Consider the following 21,063-nt stretch of genomic DNA (forward strand, 5'->3'; position numbering starts at 1 on the left):
TTTGGCGACCCGGATTTGCCTGAAATTTGCGCAAAAGCTGCTATAAAAGTTGCTCAGCGTGATTTTGTTGCGCAAAATGCCCCTCGCTCTGGGAGTTCAAAGAAGATAAATACTGCCTTTAAAAGACAGAGGCCTTAGAGCCAGCGAGAGATAACTATTTGAAACGCCTAAAATTTAATTATCTGTTTATCGGTCTGGTTGCCGTGCTGTTAGCGTTAGCGCTATGGCCATCCATTCCCTGGTACGGGGGTGGGCAGGACCAGATTTCACAGATTAAATCGCGGGGAGTGCTGCGTGTCAGTACCATCAACTCCCCATTGACTTACTACACAGTTAACCAATTACCGGCCGGTATGGACTATGAGCTGGCAAAACGTTTCGCCGATTATCTGGGCGTCAAACTTAAGGTGACGGTTCGTCCTAACCTGAGCGATCTGTTTGATGACCTTGACGATGGCAAAGCCGATGTGCTGGCCGCCGGGCTGAACTATAACAATGAACGCCTGACGCGTTATCAGACCGGGCCAGGTTACTACAATGTTTCGCAGCAGCTGGTCTATCGCGTGGATAAGCCGCGCCCTAAAAACCTCGGTGACTTAAAGGGGCGGCTAACGGTTGCGGCGGGATCGGCTTACCTGTCAACGCTGAAGAGCGCGCGTTCTAATCAGTTTCCCGATCTGGACTGGGCGATCTCCACCGATCAGAGCCCTAAAGCCCTGCTGGAAGCGGTAGCTGATGGCAAGCTCGACTACACGATTGGCGACTCCGTCACCATCGCCCTGTTACAGCGCATTTATCCGCAGCTGGCGGTCGCGTTCGACGTCACCGATGAAGAGCCGGTGACCTGGTATGTGCGGCACAGTGATGATGACAGCCTGAATGCGGCGATGCTCGACTTCTTTAACGGGATGGGAGAAGAAGGCGCGATGGCGCGGCTGGAGGAGAAATATCTCGGCCACGTTGGCACCTTTGATTATGTCGATACCCGCACTTTCCTGCGGGCCATCGACAATACGCTGCCCGACATCAAGCCGCTGTTTGAGAAGTACGCCACCAGCATTGACTGGCGACTGCTGGCAGCGATCTCCTATCAGGAGTCGCACTGGAATCCGCAGGCCACCTCCCCTACCGGCGTACGCGGCATGATGATGCTGACGCGTAACACCGCGGAGAGTCTGGATGTGGGTGATCGTACCGATCCCGAACAGAGCATTCGCGGCGGCAGTCAGTATCTGCAGGATATGATGGCGAAGGTGCCACAGAGCATCCCGGAAGATGAACGTATCTGGTTTGCGCTGGCGGCTTACAACATGGGCTATGCCCATATGCTCGACGTCCGCAAGCTGACGGCACGCCAGGGTGGCGATCCGGACAGCTGGGCGGATGTAAAGCTGCGTCTGCCGATGCTGAGTCAGAAGCGTTACTATACACAGACGACGTATGGCTACGCCCGTGGGCATGAAGCTTATAACTACGTGGAGAATATCCGCAAGTATCAGCTAAGTCTGGTGGGTTATCTGCAGGAGCAGGAGAAGCGTCTGAAGCAGCAGGCGGAAGCCCAGGCCGAACTGGCGAAGGGCTATCCGGCGGTTGAACCAAAGATCGCGATGAACTAACCCTGGCGCTGCGCCTGACGCAGCGCTTTTTTCTGCTCGCGACGCATACGGAAAAAATCGCTCAGCATGGCGGCGCACTCTTCAGCCAGCATGCCACTGTGCAATTCAATCTGATGATTCATGCCAGGGTGGCCCAGCACATCCAGCAGCGATCCCGCCGCGCCACTTTTAACATCGTGCGCACCATAAACCAGACGCGTTATGCGGCTGTGAACCATAGCACCGGCACACATGACGCACGGCTCCAGCGTCACGTAAAGCGTGGTATCCAGCAGACGATAATTTTCCAGCACTTTACCGCCCTGGCGCAGAGCCATGATTTCGGCGTGCGCCGTCGGGTCGTGCTGACCAATGGGCCGGTTCCAGCCTTCGCCAATCACCTGGTCGTTCTGAACCAGCACCGCGCCCACCGGCACTTCGCCCTGCTCCCACGCCCGTCGCGCCAGACCAAGCGCATGGCGCATCCAGTACTCATCTTGTTGTTTCACGCTGACCACTCCGGGCGACTAAAAAGCGGCGCATTATAGCGGCCTCATCGGTCCTTTAAAAACTTATTCCAGCTGTTGCAGTTCACCCGCCGGGGTCACGCGCCAGCGATGCTGACAGAAAAACAGCAGCGGGTTGTCCTGTTTGCTGTCGCTGTAGCCGCTGTAAAGCTGCAGCGGCGTACCGATTTTCTCTTCCAGCTGCGCCACTTTCTCATGGCCAAGACAGCGCATCGCCAGCACCCGCCCACCCCAGCCGCGCTGCATCTGGCTCGCAATCATCTTCACACGTGGCAGAAACGCGGAGTCGTAATAGACCTGCTCCACCAGCGACTGTGGCGATCCGGTGATCAGCCAGACGTCAGCATCATCACTGCTGAGATAATCCGTCAGACGCTGCTGCACCACCGGGAACGCTTTCACGCGCAGCCGGAACCACTGCGCAAACTCCGCTTCGAGGCGCAGCAATGTCTGCTCAGAGCGTCCAAAGGTAATTGACCAGAGCAGCAGGCTCATGGGCCAGCGAGCCGCGCGGCCTTTAAACAGCAGGCCGATACCGACCACCGGCAATATTGGCACCACCAGAAGCAGATTAAGCGGGCGGCGACGCAGCAGATAGCGCATAAACGTGCCGAACATGTCCTGCTGGTGCAAAGTGCCATCCAGGTCAAAAAATACGATGCGACGTTGTGTTCCCCTGGTCAAACAACTCTCCTTTATGGCTGGTTCTGGAATGATAAAGAGTAGTGTAGCCATCATCAGGCGGTACGGCGATGACTGTCATTTTTAATTCCGATGACTACAATGCCCGATGAATAGTTTATTCTTCATTGATTATCCCTGAATGACGAGGATTGGGCATGAGTTCTTTGCTGCGCATTCGCCAGCTTTATCCACGACTGGCGTTGAACGAACGTCGGCTCGCGGATTTTTTACTGTCGCAACCCGATCGGGCGCGTCACCTGAGTTCACAAAAACTGGCGGAAGAGTCCGGCGTCAGTCAGTCGAGCGTAGTGAAGTTTGCTCAGAAGCTGGGCTATAAAGGTTTTCCGGCGCTTAAGCTGGCCCTGAGTGAGTCACTGGCGGACAAGGATGCCATTACCGTGCATAACCATATTCTGAGCGACGACCCGCTTAAAATGGTGGGTGAAAAGCTGCTGACAGAAAAGCTTTCAGCGATCCGCGCCACCCTGGATATTAATAGCGAAGAGAAGCTCAACGACGTGTTACAGCTGCTGAAAAATGCCCGCCGTATTTTACTGGTGGGCATCGGCGCCTCGGGCCTGGTGGCGAAAGATTTCTCCTGGAAGCTGATGAAGATCGGCATTAATGCGGTGGCGGAACAGGATATGCACGCCCTGCTGGCCAGCGTGCAGGCGATGGGGCCAGGCGATGTGCTGCTCGCCATCTCTTACACCGGTGAACGGCGAGAGATCAATCTGGCCGCGCAGGAAGCGGTTCAGGTGGGCGCAGATGTGGTGGCGTTCACGGGTTTTACGCCGAATACCCTGCAGCAGAGTGCCGGTTACTGTCTTTATACGGTGGCGGAAGAGCAGAGTACCCGCAGCGCGGCGATCTCCTCAACCACGGCACAGCTTGCTCTGACCGATCTGCTCTTTATGGCGCTGGTGCAAAACGATCCAGAGCGCGCGTCCAGCCATATTCGTCACAGTGAAGCGCTGGTGAAAAAGCTGGTCTGATCAGCGTCAGCACGTATAATACCCGCGCTTTTTCTGTTGGTATCAGGTGGGTAAAATGGCGCTGTTGATTACGTCCAGATGCATTAACTGCGATATGTGTGAACCGGAGTGCCCGAATCAGGCGATTTCACTGGGCGATGCGATCTATGAGATTGATGTCAGCCGCTGCACGGAATGTGTCGGGCACTATGAGCGGCCAACCTGTCAGCAGGTCTGCCCCATCGACAACACGATTATCATAGACCCACAGCACACCGAATCTCGCGATGCGCTGTGGGAGAAGTTCGTGCTGCTGCACGGCTAGCTTTCAATGATTACCGTGGCGCAGGCGTAGTGACGCTCATCGGCCAGCGTCACGTGAACGTGCTTAACGCCCAGCCTCTCTGCCACGTCAGCGGCATGCTGAAAGAAGCGTAACCCCGGTTTTCCCAGCGCATCGTTGTAAACTTCAAACTGATTAAACGCCAGACCACCGCGAATGCCGGTGCCAAAGGCTTTTGCTGCCGCCTCTTTAACCGCAAAACGTTTGGAGAGAAAGCGCACCGGCTGCTTGTGCGCCTGATACTGGTGCCATTCGGCTTCACTCAGCACCCGACGCGCCAGCCGATCGCCGGAGCGCTCTATCACCCCGGCGATGCGTTCAATCTCAACGATGTCCGTACCTAATCCGAGAATAGCCATTAGCGACGGGCTTCACGCAGCAGTTGCTTCATCTCTTTAACTGCATCCGGCAGGCCACTCATTACTGCACGCCCGATAATCGCATGGCCGATGTTCAGCTCATGCATTTCCGGCAGCGCGGCAATCGGCAGCACATTGTGGTAGGTCAGACCATGACCGGCGTTAACTTTGAGCCCCAGGCTGGCAGCAAAAGTCGCGGCATGGCGAATGCGCGCCAGCTCAGCGTCACGCGCCAGTCCCTCGGGTGCCTCGGCGTAAGCGCCAGTATGGATTTCGATGTAAGGCGCACCCGTGGCAACGGCGGCTTCGATCTGGCGGTGATCGGCATCAATAAACAGCGAAACCAGAATGCCAGCATCCTTCAGCAGTCGCACGGCCGCGTTCATCTTCTCCTGCTGTCCCGCCACATCCAGTCCGCCTTCCGTTGTCACTTCCTGGCGCTTTTCCGGCACCAGGCAGCAGAAATGGGGCTGAATGTCACAGGCAATGCCGATCATCTCATCGGTGACCGCCATCTCCAGATTCATGCGCGTCTGAATCGTGTCACGCAGAATTCGCACGTCGCGATCGGTGATGTGACGGCGATCTTCACGCAGGTGCACGGTAATGCCGTCTGCGCCTGCCTGCTCGGCGATAAACGCCGCCTGTACCGGATCGGGGTAGTTTGTCCCACGCGCGTTACGCACCGTGGCAATGTGATCGATATTGACGCCTAACAGCAACTCAGCCATGACCATCCTCACTTCTTTTCCATCGTGATGTTGAGTGTACCGCGCAAATATAAACAGGCGGTACGACCAGCGCTATTCTTCTGCCTGTTCGGGCTTTTGCTTCGGGATAAACTGGCGGAACAGCTCCTGACTTTTCAGCGGCTTGCCACCAAGATAAGGCTTCAGGGCGATGCGCGTAAAGCGCTTCGCGGCACGCAGGGTGTCGGCATCCGGAAACTCTCGCTCACACAGGGCGTGCAGCTCCCGTCCGGTAAAGCTGCGATTGTTCACCACCAGGCTGGCGATAAAACCCCGCTCTTCGCGATAGCTGTAGGTCATATTGTCGCTGACCGGCTCGCCGCTGCCGGCGCAGTGCAGGAAGTCGACGCCGTAACCCAGGTGACCGAGCAGCGCCAGTTCAAATCGTCGCAGTGCCGGTTCGGGCTTACCGTGTGTTGAGGCTAACGCCTGAAGACAGTTGAGATAGTCGAAGAAGAGTTCCGGGAAGGGAGATTCCTGCTGCAATACGCGTGAGACCAGCTCATTGACGTAGAGACCGCAGTAAAGCGTGATGCCGCTGAGCGGTAAAGCCAGCGAGACCGCTTCGGCATTGCGCAGGGTTTTAACTTCCCCGCGCCCGCTCCAGCGAACCAGCAGCGGGGTAAAAGGCTGTAACGCGCCTTTCAGGTTGGAACGCCGGGAACGCGCGCCCTTGGCCAGTACCCGAACCCGTCCTTCACTTTCGCTGAACAGGTCGAGCAGCAGGCTGGTTTCGCTGAAGGGACGACTATGCAGCACAAAGGCGCGTTGCCAGCCTTCCATTGAATCAGAGATCGTCTGTATAACCCAGGCTGCGCAGTGCACGTTCGTCATCTGCCCAGCCGGATTTCACTTTCACCCACAGTTCGAGATGCACTTTCGCTTCGAACATCTCTTCCATGTCCCTGCGCGCTTCGGTTCCGATGACTTTGATTTTGGCGCCTTTGTTGCCAATCACCATCTTCTTCTGCCCTTCACGCTCAACCAGGATCAGACCATGGATATCGTAACCGCCGCGTTCGTTGGTAACGAAGCGCTCAATCTCAACCGTGACAGAGTAAGGCAGTTCAGCGCCCAGGAAGCGCATCAGTTTTTCACGGATCATCTCTGACGCCATGAAGCGCTGTGAACGGTCAGTGATATAATCTTCCGGGAAGTGATGATCGGCCTGTGGCAGATGCTTGCGGGTAATCGCCGCAATGGTATCGACGTTTTTGCCACTCTCAGCAGAGATAGGCACGATATCGAGGAAGTTCATCTGCTGGCTCAGGAACTGCAGATGCGGCAGCAGAATGCTTTTATCCTGGATATTATCGACCTTGTTGATCGCCAGCACGACCGGCACTTTGTTGTCGCGCAGTTTGTTTAAGACCATCTCGTCATCTGGCGTCCAGCGGGTGCCTTCAACCACGAAGATCACCAGCTCTACGTCACCAATCGAACTGCTGGCTGCGCGGTTCATCAGACGGTTAATGGCACGCTTCTCTTCCATGTGCAGACCCGGAGTATCGACGTAGATCGCCTGATATTCGCCCTCGGTGTGAATGCCCATGATGCGGTGGCGCGTGGTTTGTGGCTTACGCGAGGTGATCGACACCTTCTGCCCCAGTAACTGGTTCAGTAAGGTGGATTTACCGACGTTTGGTCGGCCAACAATCGCGACAAAGCCGCAATAAGTAACGTTTTCGCTCATTCGAATCCTGAGTTGTTCAGCGCCTGATACGGCGCTGAAAAAGTGCTATTTGAATCGTGTGTCATTCAGCGTCTTCTGACGCCGGGACAGAACTGCCAAAGGGTGATTCACTGTGTGCCGCTCCGGCACGGTCACCCCGACAGACCTATTCGAGACCTAATTTTATCAGCGCCTGTTCAGCTGCTGCCTGCTCAGCTTTACGACGGCTGGAGCCGACGCCGACGACCGGCTCGGCCATGCCACTCACCTGACAGTGAATGGTGAATTCCTGATCATGGGCTTCGCCACGCACCTGCACGACCAGATAACTTGGCAGTGGCAGATGACGTCCCTGCAGATACTCCTGCAGACGCGTTTTCGGATCTTTTTGTTTGTCGCCAGGACTGATTTCGTCCAGACGGCTCTGATACCAGTCAAGGATCAGCTGTTCTACCCGCTCAATACCGCTGTCGAGGAAAATGCCGCCAATCAGCGCCTCGACCGTATCGGCAAGAATAGATTCACGACGGAAGCCGCCGCTTTTAAGCTCACCCGGTCCCAGACGCAGGCACTCGCCAAGATCAAATTCGCGGGCCATTTCAGCCAGCGTGTTGCCACGCACCAGTGTGGCGCGCATGCGGCTCATGTCACCTTCATCAACCCGCGGGAAGCGGTGATAAAGGGCATTAGCGATCACATAGCTAAGAATTGAATCGCCAAGAAATTCCAAGCGTTCGTTATGCTTACTGCTGGCGCTGCGGTGAGTCAGGGCCTGCTGTAACAGTTCCGAATGAGTAAAAGTGTAGCCCAGTTTGCGCTGAAGCTTGTTAATCAGGATGGGGTTCATGCGATTCCAGTTCTTTGTTGCGTCTGTGACTCTGCATACCAAACGGGGCTGGCAATCCAACACGTTCCGTTTGGTGTGCAGTGGCCTCCCTGAGGAGGCCACCCGAATTGCCTGTTAATCAGACAATGTTGTTAGTGGATACCGCCGATGCGACTGAATCGCACGCCGGTAGGCCACTGGCCTTCTTGTTTCTCAAAGCTCATCCAGATAGCGACCGCTTTACCGACCAGATTACGCTCCGGGACAAAGCCCCAGTAACGGCTGTCGGCGCTGTTATCACGGTTGTCGCCCATCATGAAGTATTGTCCTTTCGGCACGACCCAGCTCGACTGCGGCTGACCCGGCTGCTGATAATACATGCCTGCCTGACTCTGCGCTTCGTTTACCAGCAGAATGTCATGCGTCACGTTACCAATCGTCTCTTTGCGGGTGGCCAGGCGCAGACCTCCGCGCATAGTATCGCCCTGCGGCACCTGATAAAAACCGTTGCCGGTTTCGTTGCCATCAAAACCGCTAAAGGTCTGAATAAAGTTGCTTGGCTCAATATCGGTGTACGTTACCGCCAGCGCTGTGTCACAGGCTTTGTCGTCGTTGCAGGTCGGTTTTACCGTCAGGGTTTTGCTGTAAGGATCATAGATGACTTTGTCGCCCGGCAGGCCGATAACGCGCTTAATATAATCCAGGCTCGGATCTTTCGGGTATTTAAATACCGCGATATCGCCGCGCTTCGGCTGACCGGTTGGGATCAGCGTCGTCTGGGTAATCGGATCTTTGATACCGTAAGCGAATTTCTCCACCAGGATAAAGTCACCAATCAGCAGCGTTGGCATCATCGAGCCAGAGGGAATCTGGAACGGTTCGTAGATAAACGAACGCACGATGAACACCACCGCCAGCACCGGGAACACAGACGCGGTGGTCTCAACCCAGCCTGGCTTGGCAGCAACCTTCGCCAGCGTTTTGCTGTCGAGCGCGTTGCCGGTCTGGGCCTGAACCTCAGCCTGTTTAGCGCGACGCGCAGGTGCCCATTTAAAACGATCTATTACCCATACGATGCCAGTAATCAGCGTCGCTATCGCCAGAATCAGGGCGAACATATTAGCCATTGGAAATCCTTATTTGCTGTCCTTACCGACATGCAGAATGGCGAGGAACGCTTCCTGTGGCAGCTCAACGTTACCAACCTGCTTCATACGCTTCTTACCGTCTTTCTGTTTCTGCAGCAGTTTCTTCTTACGGCTCACGTCACCGCCATAACACTTGGCGAGTACGTTTTTACGCAGCTGTTTAACCGTTGAACGCGCGATAATGTGGTTGCCGATGGCAGCCTGAATCGCAATATCAAACTGCTGACGCGGGATGAGATCTTTCATTTTCTCAACCAGATCGCGTCCGCGATAAGGTGCGTTGTCGCGGTGAGTGATCAGCGCCAGCGCATCCACACGTTCAGAGTTAATCAGTACGTCAACGCGCACCATGTCTGAAGGCTGGAAACGTTTAAAGTTGTAATCCAGCGAGGCATAACCGCGCGAGGTTGATTTCAGACGGTCAAAGAAGTCGAGTACCACTTCTGCCATCGGAATTTCGTACGTCAGTGCCACCTGATTGCCGTGGTAAACCATGTTGGTCTGCACGCCACGCTTCTCAATACACAGCGTGATGACGTTGCCCAGATACTCCTGTGGCAGCAGCATGTGACATTCCGCAATCGGTTCACGCAGCTCTTCGATATTGTTCAGCGCAGGCAGCTTAGATGGGCTGTCAACATGAACGATCTCGCCACTGGTGGTCACGACTTCATACACCACTGTCGGCGCGGTGGTGATCAGGTCGAGATCGTATTCGCGCTCCAGGCGCTCCTGGATGATCTCCATGTGCAGCAGGCCAAGGAAGCCGCAGCGGAAACCAAAGCCCAGGGCAGTTGAGCTTTCTGGCTCATAGAACAGCGAGGCATCGTTCAGGCTCAGCTTGCCGAGCGCATCACGGAACGCTTCATAGTCGTCAGAGCTGATTGGGAACAGACCGGCATAAACCTGCGGCTTCACTTTTTTGAAGCCTGGCAGCGCTTTGTCTGCCGGGTTACGCGCGGTAGTCAGGGTATCGCCCACCGGCGCGCCAAGGATATCTTTGATGGCGCAGACCAGCCAGCCGACTTCACCGCAGTTCAGTTCATTACGATCGACACGCTTAGGGGTGAAAATCCCCAGACGGTCAGCGTTATAAACCTGGCCGGTGCTGAGCACTTTAATCTTGTCGCCTTTACGCATGGTGCCATTTTTCACACGCACCAGAGAAACAACGCCCAGATAGTTATCAAACCAGGAGTCGATAATCAGTGCCTGCAGTGGACCTTCCGGATCGCCTTCCGGCGGCGGAATGTCACGCACTAAGCGCTCCAGCACTTCGGGTACGCCGACGCCGGTTTTGGCTGAGCAGCGCACGGCATCCGTTGCATCGATGCCGACGATATCTTCAATTTCCTGCGCGGCACGATCGGGATCGGCAGCAGGCAGGTCAATTTTGTTCAGAACCGGCACCACTTCCAGATCCATCTCCATCGCGGTATAGCAGTTCGCCAGTGTCTGCGCTTCAACACCCTGACCGGCATCCACCACCAGCAGCGCGCCTTCACAGGCGGCCAGTGAGCGGGAAACTTCATAAGAGAAGTCTACGTGGCCTGGGGTATCGATGAAATTGAGCTGGTAAGTTTGGCCGTCCTTCGCGTGGTAATCGAGTGTCACGCTCTGGGCTTTGATGGTGATCCCACGCTCGCGCTCCAGATCCATAGAGTCGAGAACCTGCGCAGCCATTTCACGAGCGGTGAGTCCGCCACAGATCTGAATCAGACGGTCAGAGAGCGTAGATTTACCATGGTCGATATGAGCGATGATGGAGAAATTTCTTATGTGCTTCATTTATTGGGATATCTTCGCTTAAAATTCAGTTGAAAACCTGAGCACAGACACATTCAGGAAGATCGCTCTTTACCCACAATCCTGTCAGCCTCATTAATGACGACGCATATTACACTGTTAACGCCGCGCATAAAAGAATGGAACGTGGTGGAAGCGAAACAGATATCTGCGCAAAGCAGAATGGACAAAGGCCGCGAGATGCGCGGCCTGGACGTACGTTACGCTTCGCTTTCAACACGCAGCGCATCAGGAGGCAAGGCAATGCTCAGAATGACCGGCTGAAAAGCTTCACGGTCGCCAAATTTCATTGAAACACCTTTAGCAACAATAAAACCGCCGAGGCCGCCCAGCAGCGCACCGCAGGCCGCTGCCAGATCGCTATTGAACAGCGCCTGAAACAGCCCGGCCACCAGGAAAAGACCAGACAGCGGCGTCATATAGACCAGCAGTGCTGAACCGAGCAGGCTGCTCTCTTTGATGCCGAGCTCGATGCGTTGTCCAGGTTGCAGCGGCTTACTGCTGGCGATTTGCATCACATGGGCGTTTTTTGGACCGAGTTTATTCAGCATATGACTGCCACAGCCTTTACGCGCATGGCAACTGTTGCAGGACGTTTTTGCTTCGGTATGCAGTGTGGCGATGCCATCCTGCCATGCCACTACGGTGGCCCATTCTCTCATCATTTTTGTGACCCCAGGTCAATGCTGTCCGCAATACGTTTTGCGGTGGAGGGCGGTAATTCGCCAATCACTGCAATTTCGTTATTATTGCGCACAACGGTCTGGACCGTACGACGTCCAGTGCGCAATGTCTGCGTCAGACTGGTTTTATCGGCTGGCGTTACGTTGATTGCGAAACTAAACAGCCCATCGCTGTAGAGCTTCGACTCCATATTTTTGTTCAGCCCCGGCAGTGTACGGCGATTCTGCGACACCAGTGACATGCCGGCAGGTATCCAGCCAGGTTGCCAGGTAAGCGTAACTGCATCCCCTTTCGGCACGGATAGCGACGGAGGCAGATTCGCTTTCTCCAGTCCCTGCATCAGATTTCGCACCCCTTCATCCACCGCAAAGCTGATCACGCGGAACTGCTCCAGCGTTTCGCCATCACGATCAAGCAGGTCGATTCGCAACGGCAGTTTGGTGTCCACATCCAGCCAGACCACATAGCTGTAACGGGTGCCATCACGGGAAACGATACGCAGCACATCACACATTTGATCGGCAATGCGGGAGCGCCCTACGGTAATAAAATCGTAGGCTGAGGCAAGTTTGGTGAAGTCAGCAAAAATTACCGAGGGCAAGGCATCGATAATATGATTGCCGGGAAGCGAAAAGGGATCGAGGCCGGGTTCGAAGTAGCTGATATCGTTGCCACGCTGGATAACTTCCCGGCGAGGCCCGTCCATCTGTAACAACTGCGCGAATATCCGGTTATCGATCACAGCGTGACGATAACGCAGCGATTCAATGCCGATGCGCGAGACGTTGATATAGGCGTATTCGTAGTTGAGGTTCTGACTTGCCAGCTCCATCTGCTGCAATAACGCCCCGGACGCGGTAGTTTGCGCCGGGGCGGCAGATGACCATAACAGACTGCCTGTCAGCAGGCTAACAGCATACCAAAGCGGCTTCATTACTGCTGCTGCTGTCCTAATGATTGGTTTCCGGGAACATCAACCTGCGCCTGTTTTGGCGCATTGGTTTCAATCTGCAGCTGGTCAGCATGCAGACGACGTTGCAGTTCATAGTCCTGCAGCATCGCATTTACGCGACGACGCTGGTCCTGAACCTGCTGGTTTGAGCTGTTTGTATCAAACGCATCTGACGGCACACCCAGGCTCACCGGCGACGCTTTCCCCATCATCGGCATGGTATTGAATACCGGAGAGTCAGAGGTTTGCGTGGCACTGCCTGCCGGCTGATTGTAGTGCTGAACACCCACGATCACGGCCAGTGAAACGCAGGCAGCCACACCCACCTGAGTCAGTTGCGCAGCCCATGGACGCGCTTTTTTCCAGAACGGCATTTTTTCCCAGCGGGAAGGCTCTGGCTGAGCTTCAGGGATCAGCGTAGTGACCGAACGTTTAGGTTCTTTTTCGATGGCAGCAGCGACGCGCGCAGAGATATCGAAATGCAGGACATCGCCTGTATCACCACGCATTGTATCGCGGATGAGATGATAGCTCGCCCAGCTTTTCTGTAATTCTGCGTCCTTAGACAAGGCGGAAAACAGCTCGTTATCTAAGGTCTCACCATCCATTAAAGCGGAAAGTTTTTCTTTCTGCATGCCTATGTACCCTTCCAGTAGCCGTTATCACTAACGTTGGATAAGCGGTTGAACTTTGTTATCAATGGCCTCTCGCGCACGAAAGATACGTGATCGAACAGTGCCTACCGGGCAATCCATAATGACGGCGATCTCTTCATAACTCAGACCGTCCAGTTCCCTGAGGGTGATTGCCATACGCAAGTCCTCAGGTAGCGCCTCGATGGTACGAAAGACAATTTGTTTCAATTCGTCAGACAACATTAAGTTCTCAGGGTTCGAAATTTCTTTTAATGCACCCGCACTTTCGAAATTTTCTGCGTCAATCGCATCCACATCGCTGGATGGCGGACGTCGCCCCTGAGCAACCAGGTAATTTTTCGCTGTGTTAACCGCAATGCGGTACAGCCAGGTATAAAACGCGCTATCGCCCCGGAATGAGTCCAGTGCGCGATACGCTTTAATAAACGATTCCTGTACTACATCAGGGACGTCGCCCGAGGGAACATAGCGTGAAACCAGACTCGCCACTTTATGCTGGTAACGAATTACCAGTAAGTTGAACGATTTTTGATCTCCCTTCTGTACCCGCTCGACAAGGACCTGATCCGTTAACTGCTCGCTCATCCGAGGTAATGTCTCCCCAAATTTTTCATATGCAAAAGTAACTGCCAGCACATCTCATGTTCTGAGCAAGCATGCGCTTAGAGTTGTGATGTGGTGCGAAGTTCACTTCTCGCCCTGATATTTAACACGCCAATAGCCATTACACAGGTTGTTCGTTTTCGTTCAGTGTCAGGCGCGTAAATCGCAGGCAGAGTAACCTATGACAAGAGCTTTTTCATCATTAAATCCTTTAGGTTTAATAAGTTTGCTATAAAAAACCACCTCGTTAGCAGCCCGATTTTAACTTACTGATTATAGGTAACTTTGAGAAATTCACTGCCGAATAGCGTGAGCTGATGTTTAAAATACTTCACAGAAACCCCTATTGCGCTTATGCTCAGACGTATTCTTGTTTAGTAAATTAAACATTATGATGAATGTGACCCCGGATTATGAGTGCGATGTATTAATTGTTGGCAGCGGTGCCGCCGGTCTGTCGCTGGCGTTAAGGCTGGCGAAGCATTGTCAGGTGACCGTACTCAGTAAAGCGCAGGTGAATGAGGGTTCAACGCTCTATGCCCAGGGCGGTATTGCTGCGGTGTTTGATGAGACGGATAGCATTGAGTCGCACATCGAAGATACGCTGATTGCTGGCGCAGGTTTATGCGACCGTGATGCTGTCTCGTTTATTGCCAGTAATGCGCGGCATTGCGTACAGTGGCTGATCGACAACGGCGTCGCGTTTGATCTCGACCCGCAGGCAGCGGGCGATATGCGCTATCACCTGACGCGCGAAGGCGGCCACAGTCATCGTCGCATCCTGCACAGCGCTGACGCCACCGGTCACGCGGTTGAAACCACGCTGGTGAGTCAGGCGCTCAGCCACCCCAACATCCGGATTCTCGAACGTACCAATGCGGTCGACCTGATTCTCTCAGATAAAATCGGCCTGCCGGGCACACGCCGGGTGGTCGGTGCGTGGATCTGGAACCGCAATCGCGAGCGGGTCGAAACCTGTCGGGCACGAGCCGTTGTGGTCGCCACTGGCGGTGCCGCCAAAGTCTATCAATACACCACCAACCCCGATATCGCCTCCGGTGATGGCATCGCCATGGCGTGGCGCGCGGGCTGTCGGGTCGCCAATCTGGAATTTAACCAGTTCCACCCAACCTGCCTGTTTCATCCGCAGGCGCAGAATTTCCTGTTAACCGAAGCATTACGCGGTGAAGGTGCCTGGCTGCTGCGTCCCGATGGCAGTCGTTTCATGCCCGATTTTGATGAGCGTGCCGAACTGGCTCCGCGCGATATCGTCGCACGGGCCATCGATCATGAAATGAAGCGGCTGGGTGTCGAATGTATGTATCTGGATATCAGCCACCAGCCTGAAGAATTTGTTCGCGCGCACTTCCCGATGATCTATGAGAAGTTGCTGACGTTTGGCTTTGACCTGACCAAAGAGCCCATCCCGATTGTGCCTGCCGCACATTACACCTGTGGCGGTGTCATGGTCGATCAGCATGGTCAGACTGACGTCAATGGGCTCTATGCCATCGGTGAGGTGAGTTACACCGGCCTGCACGGCGCTAATCGCATGGCTTCGAATTCACTGCTGGAGTGTCTGGTTTATGGCTGGTCCGCGGCAGAAGCGCTGATCAAAACGCTGCCCGCCATTGAAGCCGTTACTGCATTGCCTGCATGGGATGAAAGCCAGGTCGATGACGCTGATGAGCGCGTGGTAATCCAGCATAACTGGCACGAGCTGAGGCTATTTATGTGGGATTATGTCGGTATTGTCCGCACGACCCGGCGTCTGGAACGGGCGTTGCGCCGCATTAACCTGCTTCAGCAGGAGATCGATGAATATTATCGCCATTTCCGCCTCTCCAATAATCTGCTGGAGCTGCGCAACCTGGTGCAGGTCGCTGACCTGATGGTACGCTGCGCGCTGGAGCGGAAAGAGAGCCGTGGCCTGCACTTTATCCGCGACTACCCGGATTTACTGCCAGAGGCGCTGCCGACCATTCTGACACCGCCGGGCTACATGAAGAGGTAAAACTCCCGCGTCAGGCTGCACCACTCATCGGAATAGCGGGTGTCCGGCGCGCGGATGGCCAGACGCTCCAGTAACGTTTCACCGGCCTGCGGTGACAGAGCCAGCACAACGCGATGTGGTGGACGATGGGCATATTCCGCCACGTCCAGCCGGAAACGCAGATGCCAGCCATCCGCCTTAGCCAGATCGATAAACGCCTGGCCGGAAGCCGAGGGCAGCACCACACAGAACATCCCCTCCTCTTCAATCAGTAACGCGGCACTGCGTAAGAGCGTCTGATGGTCGAGCGAAGCCGTCGAACGTGCGCTGTCCCGCGCCGCGGTAGAGCAGGCCACGCCCGGCGCGAAATACGGGGGATTGCTGACGATAAGCGAGTAACGTTTATCACACTGCTCAGCCCAGCCGGCGATATCCTGCTGATGCACCCGAATACATTCGGGCCACGGCGACTGCTGCACATTCTCCTGCGCCTGCCCTGCGGCTTCCGGTTCTAACTCAACCGCATCGATTTCAACCGGCGACGGCGTGCGCTGTGCCAGCATCAGCGCGATAAGCCCGCTGCCGCTGCCAATATCCAGAATGCGCCTGACACCGGCAACGGGCGCCCAGGCCCCGAGCAGAATGGCATCGGTGCCCACTTTCATCGCACAGCGATCGTGTGCGACAAAAAATTGTTTAAAGGTAAATCCGTTCTTGTTTAACTGTGGCCGTTCACGCGGCTTATCCTGCATCATTCGTCACTACCATCGTTTTTTCCTGCCGTACGGCAGCGCATGAGTGTAACGTGACGACAGAGGGAATTCACGCGACAGACACCCCCAGGCGCAGCCGAAACGGATTAACAGATGAAGATTCAGTCTGATCTGTCTATAATCAGCGCCCCAAACTGAGGTAGACCATGACAGTAACCACATTTTCCGAACTCGAACTCGACGAAAGCCTGCTACAAGCGTTGCAGGAAAAAGGCTTTACGCGCCCAACAGTGATCCAGGCTGCTGCAATTCCGCCCGCACTGGAGGGTCGTGACGTTCTGGGTTCGGCACCTACAGGGACCGGGAAAACCGCCGCGTATCTGTTACCGGCGTTGCAGCACCTGCTTGATTTTCCGCGCAAGAAATCCGGACCACCCCGCATCCTGATTGTGACCCCAACACGCGAACTGGCGATGCAGGTTGCCGATCATGCGCGTGAACTGGCGAAACATACCCATCTGGATATCGCCACGATCACGGGCGGCGTGGCTTACATGAACCATGCCGAAGTGTTCAGCGAAAACCAGGATATTGTCGTCGCCACCACCGGCCGACTGCTGCAGTACATCAAAGAAGAGAACTTTGACTGTCGCGCCGTAGAAACCCTGGTACTGGATGAAGCGGACCGCATGCTTGATATGGGCTTTGCCCAGGATATCGAAACCATCGCGGCTGAAACGCGCTGGCGTAAGCAGACCATGCTCTTTTCCGCCACGCTGGAAGGCGACAACATTCGCGACTTCGCCGAGCGTCTGCTGAACGATCCGGTAGAGCTGGAAGCGGACCCGAGCCGTCGTGAGCGCAAAAAAATTCAGCAGTGGTACTACCGCGCTGATGATCTGCAGCACAAGACAAAATTACTGATTCACCTGCTGAAACAGCCGGATGTGACGCGCTGCATCGTGTTCGTGCGTAAGCGTGAGCGTCTGCATGAGCTGGTGAGCTGGCTGCACGAAGCGGGGATTCGCAGCAGCTATCTTGAAGGCGAAATGGTGCAGGCGAAACGTAACGAAGCGATTAAGCGCCTGAGCGAAGGACGCGTTAACGTGCTGGTTGCTACCGATATCGCGGCACGTGGCATTGATGTTGAGGATGTCAGTCACGTCTTTAACTATGACATGCCGCGCACCGCAGATACTTACCTGCACCGCATTGGGCGTACCGGTCGTGCGGGCCGTAAAGGCATCGCCATCTCACTGGTTGAAGCGCACGATTTCGTCCTGCTGGGCAAAATCACCCGCTATGTTAACGAGCCTATCAAAGCGCGTGTGATTGATGAGCTGCGTCCGGAAACGCGTGCGCCAAGTGCCAAAACCACGGGAAAACCGTCGAAAAAGGTACTGGCCAAACGTGCAGAGAAGAAAGCCAGCGAAACTGAAAAACCGCGGGTGAAAAACCGTCATCGTGATGCCAAAAATGTCGGCAAACGCCGCAAGGCTAGCGGCAGTACGCCAGCTAACGAGAATGCGGAATAAATCATCGCCGTCATAAAAAAATCGCCTCAATTGAGGCGATTTTTTTTATCTGATAATCAGTAACAGCCCTTTCACACTGTTTTTCATGCCAGCGCGTTTTCTTTAAGGCGCGAGCATAACAATGCCGGGCAGTAAACTTCTTATCTCGTTAATTATTAAGCTAAAGATTGCTGTGTGCGCTTTGCGCTTATTTTCATCACCTGATTAATCAGACTGCTTAAAGACTTTCAGTAAAGGTACGGGTGATGACGTCGCGCTGCTGCTCTGGTGTCAGTGAGTTAAAACGCACGGCATAGCCGGAAACACGAATGGTCAGCTGCGGATAGTTCTCAGGATGTTTAACCGCATCTTCCAGTGTTTCACGACGCAGAACGTTGACGTTCAGATGCTGTCCACCTTCAACCCGCACCTGAGGTTTAATTTCAACCGGCACTTCACGCCAGGCAAATTCGCCCAGTTCGCTGAGCGCGACAACCTGGTCTTCTTCATAGCCCGCTTTTGCACACAGGCAACGCGCCTGGGCTTTCTCTTCGTCCAGCAGCCAGAATGAGTTCAGTAACTGTGAGTTGTTTGATTGCGTGATCTGGATACCCGTGATCATGATTGCGTCTCCCGAATAAAACGTGAATACATCAAATTTGAGGCCCCGGTATAGCACTCTTTATTCCAGGCCTCTTTGACCTGTATCAATACGAATCAGGCATTCAGGCGGCTTTAACGCTAACCCGTTGATCTCAAAACCGCTGCCATTCAAAAATAGTTTGTATTATTAAAATTATTTTTGCCTTCAGGTCGACAGCAGGAACAGCTAAGCTTACGGCACTAACGTTAAGGGAGTTGAACATGGCTGAAAAGCTGACCTGGCACGACGTGCTGGCTGAAGAGAAAGAGAAACCCTATTTTATTGAGACGCTGAAGCAGGTCGCCGATCGGCGCGCCGAGGGTGTAACAGTCTATCCGCCGCAGAAAGATGTGTTTAACGCCTTTCGCCTGACAGAACTGGGCGACGTCAACGTTGTGATCCTGGGTCAGGATCCCTATCACGGGCCGAATCAGGCGCATGGACTGGCTTTTTCGGTGCTGCCCGGCGTTCAGGTGCCGCCCTCACTGCAGAATATCTATAAAGAGCTGGTACAGGATATTCCCGGCTTTGAAAAGCCCAACCACGGCTTTCTTGAGAGCTGGGCTAAACAGGGCGTGATGTTACTCAACACAGTGTTAACGGTTGAAGCGGGTAAAGCCCATTCTCATGCACGATTCGGCTGGGAGACCTTTACGGATAATGTGATTGCGGCGATTAACCAGCACTGTAAAGGGGTGATTTTTTTACTGTGGGGTTCGCATGCCCAGAAGAAAGGCAGCATTATTGATCGCAAGCGCCATCATGTGTTGCAGGCACCGCATCCCTCGCCGCTTTCCGCGCATCGTGGCTTTTTCGGCAGCAAACACTTTTCGACCACCAATGAACTGCTGAGCGCAGCCGGTAAAAAACCGGTGGACTGGACGCCGGTCTTACCGGATTAACGCCAGAAAGCACACGGCCGCGTCAGTGCGCGGCCGTGTGACAGGATTCAGGCGTTGAATCAGCTTTTAGCTTTAGAAACCGCCACCATCGCCGGACGCAGCAGGCGACCATTCAGCGTATAGCCACGCTGCATCACCAGCATGACATGGTTAGGTTCAAACTCTTCAGATTCCATCATCGACATTGCCTGATGCACTTCCGGGTTAAATGGCACGCCCGTTTCACCTACCACTTCAACACCGAATTTACGCACGGCACCCAGCAGGCCTTTCAGGGTCAGCTCAATCCCTTCGATCATGGATGCCAGCTGCGGGTCTTCTTTGTTTGCCACTTCCAGCGCACGTTCCAGGCTGTCGATGACTGGCAGCAGTTCGTTGGCAAACTTCTCCAGCGCAAATTTATGCGCCTTCTCAACGTCCATTTCGGCACGACGACGAATGTTCTCAACTTCAGCCTGCGCACGCAGCTGGGCATCGCGCACACCGGTTTGCGACTGCGCTAATTCAGCTTCGAGCTGAGCAATACGCTCATCACGCGGATCCACCTCTGCTGCTGTCTCCGCTTCCTGAGGTTGCTGCTGATCCTGCTGAATTTCGTCTGAGACTTGCTCGTTTGGGGTGTTCTGTTCTTTACTACTCATGAATTTCTCCGCGTTTTGCACATTCATTTCGCTGGTTGGCTTATTATGGGGATTGGTATGACGGATTCAAGGGAACCTATCACATTGCCTTGCCGTTTTGGCTTATAAGGAACACCGACCAGATGAACAAACACTTTAACTGCATTGGGATTGTGGGTCATCCGCGCCATCCCACTGCGTTAACCACGCATGAGATGCTCTGGCGCTGGCTGACGGCCAAAGGTTATCAGGTGATCGTTGAGAAGCAGATTGCCCAGGAGCTGTCGCTTCACGACGTACAGACGGGCACGCTGGCGGAGATTGGTCAGCAGGCTGATTTAGCCGTCGTGGTGGGTGGTGACGGCAATATGCTGGGCGCAGCGCGGGTGCTGGCGCGTTATGACATCAAAGTGATCGGCATTAACCGCGGTAATCTCGGTTTTCTCACTGACCTCGATCCGGATAACGCACAGCAACAGCTGGATGAGGTGCTGCAGGGCAACTATTTCGTCGAGAGCCGCTTTCTGCTGGAAGCGCAGGTGTGCAAATCTGACTGCTCGCCCCGTATCGGCTCTGCCATCAATGAAGTGGTGCTGCACCCTGGCAAAGTGGCACACATGATCGAATTTGAAGTTTACATTGATGAAGTGTTCGCCTTTTCCCAACGCTCAGACGGGCTGATTATCTCAACGCCCACCGGCTCTACAGCTTACTCACTCTCGGCGGGCGGCCCTATTCTGACGCCGTCACTGGAGGCGATTGTGCTGGTGCCGATGTTCCCGCATACGCTTTCCGCACGGCCACTGGTGATCAACAGCAGCAGTACAATCCGTTTACGCTTTTCTTCACGTCGCAGTGACCTCGAGATCAGCTGTGACAGCCAGATTGCGCTGCCCATCCAGGAGGGCGAGGATGTACTGATTCGCCGCAGTGCCGGTCATCTTGATTTGATCCATCCTAAAAACTACAGCTATTTCAATACGCTGAGTTCGAAACTGGGCTGGTCAAAAAAATTGTTCTGAAAACCGGCCTCGCCTCTTTACTGGATAAAAAACCAGTTTATACTGTATGAAAAACCATATGTGTTTATTCATACAGGT

At 54.4% G+C, this 21,063-nt stretch carries 23 protein-coding genes; 7 read left to right on the forward strand and 16 right to left on the reverse strand.

Annotation, left to right across the window (positions count from 1 at the left end):
* Window positions 1-158 precede the first annotated feature (158 nt).
* Complete coding sequence (gene mltF, locus P2R09_RS16385) at window positions 159-1,616, forward strand: membrane-bound lytic murein transglycosylase MltF (RefSeq protein WP_003848623.1); 1,458 nt, start codon at window positions 159-161, stop codon at window positions 1,614-1,616.
* On the opposite strand, the gene tadA is transcribed toward mltF, so the two are convergent.
* Window positions 1,613-2,104: a tRNA adenosine(34) deaminase TadA gene (gene tadA, locus P2R09_RS16390; protein ID WP_275771296.1), complete on the reverse strand. Its 492-nt coding sequence runs from the start codon at window positions 2,102-2,104 to the stop codon at window positions 1,613-1,615. The genes mltF and tadA overlap by 4 nt on opposite strands.
* Window positions 2,105-2,167: 63 nt before the next feature.
* On the reverse strand, window positions 2,168-2,806 hold the full coding sequence (yfhb, locus tag P2R09_RS16395) for a phosphatidylglycerophosphatase C (protein WP_275771298.1): 639 nt from the start codon (window positions 2,804-2,806) through the stop codon (window positions 2,168-2,170).
* A gap of 155 nt (window positions 2,807-2,961) precedes the next feature.
* Here yfhb and P2R09_RS16400 point away from each other — a divergent pair, with 155 nt between their 5' ends.
* Window positions 2,962-3,801 carry a MurR/RpiR family transcriptional regulator gene (locus P2R09_RS16400; protein ID WP_003848617.1) on the forward strand — a complete coding sequence of 280 codons (840 nt, stop codon included), beginning with the start codon at window positions 2,962-2,964 and terminating at the stop codon, window positions 3,799-3,801.
* Window positions 3,802-3,856: 55 nt separating this feature from the next.
* A complete protein-coding gene (locus P2R09_RS16405) occupies window positions 3,857-4,105 on the forward strand; it encodes a YfhL family 4Fe-4S dicluster ferredoxin (protein WP_003848615.1) in 249 nt (82 codons plus the stop codon).
* Here the strand turns inward: P2R09_RS16405 and acpS are convergent.
* The 11 genes from acpS to rpoE all read right to left on the reverse strand — a co-directional run bounded on the left by acpS (window position 4,102) and on the right by rpoE (window position 13,560).
* Window positions 4,102-4,482: a holo-ACP synthase gene (gene acpS, locus P2R09_RS16410; RefSeq protein WP_003848613.1), complete on the reverse strand. Its 381-nt coding sequence runs from the start codon at window positions 4,480-4,482 to the stop codon at window positions 4,102-4,104. The two genes, P2R09_RS16405 and acpS, sit on opposite strands and share 4 nt — an antisense overlap.
* Window positions 4,482-5,213, reverse strand: coding sequence for a pyridoxine 5'-phosphate synthase (gene pdxJ / locus P2R09_RS16415; RefSeq protein WP_003848612.1), 732 nt, complete (start codon window positions 5,211-5,213; stop codon window positions 4,482-4,484). Before pdxJ ends, acpS begins: the two co-directional genes overlap by 1 nt.
* A gap of 72 nt (window positions 5,214-5,285) precedes the next feature.
* Entirely contained in the window at window positions 5,286-6,014 is a 729-nt protein-coding gene (recO, locus tag P2R09_RS16420; RefSeq protein ID WP_275771406.1) for a DNA repair protein RecO, read from the reverse strand.
* Window positions 6,015-6,018: 4 nt separating this feature from the next.
* Window positions 6,019-6,924, reverse strand: a complete 906-nt coding sequence (gene era, locus P2R09_RS16425; RefSeq protein ID WP_003848607.1) for a GTPase Era — start codon at window positions 6,922-6,924, stop codon at window positions 6,019-6,021.
* A 145-nt stretch (window positions 6,925-7,069) separates the two neighbouring features.
* Window positions 7,070-7,750 carry a ribonuclease III gene (gene rnc, locus P2R09_RS16430; protein WP_003848606.1) on the reverse strand — a complete coding sequence of 227 codons (681 nt, stop codon included), beginning with the start codon at window positions 7,748-7,750 and terminating at the stop codon, window positions 7,070-7,072.
* Between the two features lie 131 nt (window positions 7,751-7,881).
* On the reverse strand, window positions 7,882-8,856 hold the full coding sequence (gene lepB, locus P2R09_RS16435; protein ID WP_182629673.1) for a signal peptidase I: 975 nt from the start codon (window positions 8,854-8,856) through the stop codon (window positions 7,882-7,884).
* 9 nt (window positions 8,857-8,865) lie between these two features.
* Window positions 8,866-10,665, reverse strand: coding sequence for a translation elongation factor 4 (gene lepA, locus P2R09_RS16440; RefSeq protein WP_003848603.1), 1,800 nt, complete (start codon window positions 10,663-10,665; stop codon window positions 8,866-8,868).
* Window positions 10,666-10,883: 218 nt separating this feature from the next.
* Window positions 10,884-11,348: a SoxR-reducing system protein RseC gene (gene rseC / locus P2R09_RS16445; RefSeq protein WP_275771305.1), complete on the reverse strand. Its 465-nt coding sequence runs from the start codon at window positions 11,346-11,348 to the stop codon at window positions 10,884-10,886.
* On the reverse strand, window positions 11,345-12,301 hold the full coding sequence (gene rseB, locus P2R09_RS16450; RefSeq protein WP_275771307.1) for a sigma-E factor regulatory protein RseB: 957 nt from the start codon (window positions 12,299-12,301) through the stop codon (window positions 11,345-11,347). Before rseB ends, rseC begins: the two co-directional genes overlap by 4 nt.
* Complete coding sequence (gene rseA / locus P2R09_RS16455; protein ID WP_003848597.1) at window positions 12,301-12,954, reverse strand: anti-sigma-E factor RseA; 654 nt, start codon at window positions 12,952-12,954, stop codon at window positions 12,301-12,303. The genes rseB and rseA overlap by 1 nt, the downstream gene beginning before the upstream one ends.
* 30 nt (window positions 12,955-12,984) lie before the next feature.
* Complete coding sequence (rpoE, locus tag P2R09_RS16460) at window positions 12,985-13,560, reverse strand: RNA polymerase sigma factor RpoE (protein ID WP_003848595.1); 576 nt, start codon at window positions 13,558-13,560, stop codon at window positions 12,985-12,987.
* A gap of 412 nt (window positions 13,561-13,972) precedes the next feature.
* On the opposite strand from rpoE, the gene nadB reads away from it, so the two are divergent.
* Entirely contained in the window at window positions 13,973-15,592 is a 1,620-nt protein-coding gene (gene nadB, locus P2R09_RS16465; RefSeq protein WP_275771408.1) for an L-aspartate oxidase, read from the forward strand.
* On the opposite strand, the gene P2R09_RS16470 is transcribed toward nadB, so the two are convergent.
* Window positions 15,577-16,326 (reverse strand): tRNA1(Val) (adenine(37)-N6)-methyltransferase, encoded by a 750-nt coding sequence (locus tag P2R09_RS16470; protein ID WP_275771310.1) that lies wholly within the window; start codon window positions 16,324-16,326, stop codon window positions 15,577-15,579. The genes nadB and P2R09_RS16470 overlap by 16 nt on opposite strands.
* Before the next feature lie 164 nt (window positions 16,327-16,490).
* On the opposite strand from P2R09_RS16470, the gene srmB reads away from it, so the two are divergent.
* A complete protein-coding gene (srmB, locus tag P2R09_RS16475) occupies window positions 16,491-17,819 on the forward strand; it encodes an ATP-dependent RNA helicase SrmB (protein WP_003848590.1) in 1,329 nt (442 codons plus the stop codon).
* Window positions 17,820-18,036: 217 nt separating this feature from the next.
* Here srmB and grcA read toward each other — a convergent pair whose 3' ends face one another.
* The gene (grcA, locus tag P2R09_RS16480; protein ID WP_008926720.1) at window positions 18,037-18,420 is read right to left on the reverse strand and encodes an autonomous glycyl radical cofactor GrcA; all 384 of its coding nucleotides are present in this window, start codon (window positions 18,418-18,420) and stop codon (window positions 18,037-18,039) included.
* A gap of 242 nt (window positions 18,421-18,662) precedes the next feature.
* Between grcA and ung the strand changes: the two genes are divergently transcribed.
* The gene (gene ung, locus P2R09_RS16485; protein ID WP_275771314.1) at window positions 18,663-19,343 is read left to right on the forward strand and encodes a uracil-DNA glycosylase; all 681 of its coding nucleotides are present in this window, start codon (window positions 18,663-18,665) and stop codon (window positions 19,341-19,343) included.
* Window positions 19,344-19,402: 59 nt separating this feature from the next.
* Here ung and grpE read toward each other — a convergent pair whose 3' ends face one another.
* Entirely contained in the window at window positions 19,403-19,984 is a 582-nt protein-coding gene (gene grpE / locus P2R09_RS16490; RefSeq protein ID WP_003848585.1) for a nucleotide exchange factor GrpE, read from the reverse strand.
* 122 nt (window positions 19,985-20,106) lie between these two features.
* On the opposite strand from grpE, the gene nadK reads away from it, so the two are divergent.
* Entirely contained in the window at window positions 20,107-20,985 is an 879-nt protein-coding gene (gene nadK, locus P2R09_RS16495; protein ID WP_003848582.1) for an NAD(+) kinase, read from the forward strand.
* Window positions 20,986-21,063 lie beyond the last annotated feature (78 nt).

The organism is Pantoea sp. Cr_R13 (genome assembly GCF_029222565.1).
Lineage (GTDB): Bacteria > Pseudomonadota > Gammaproteobacteria > Enterobacterales > Enterobacteriaceae > Pantoea > Pantoea eucalypti.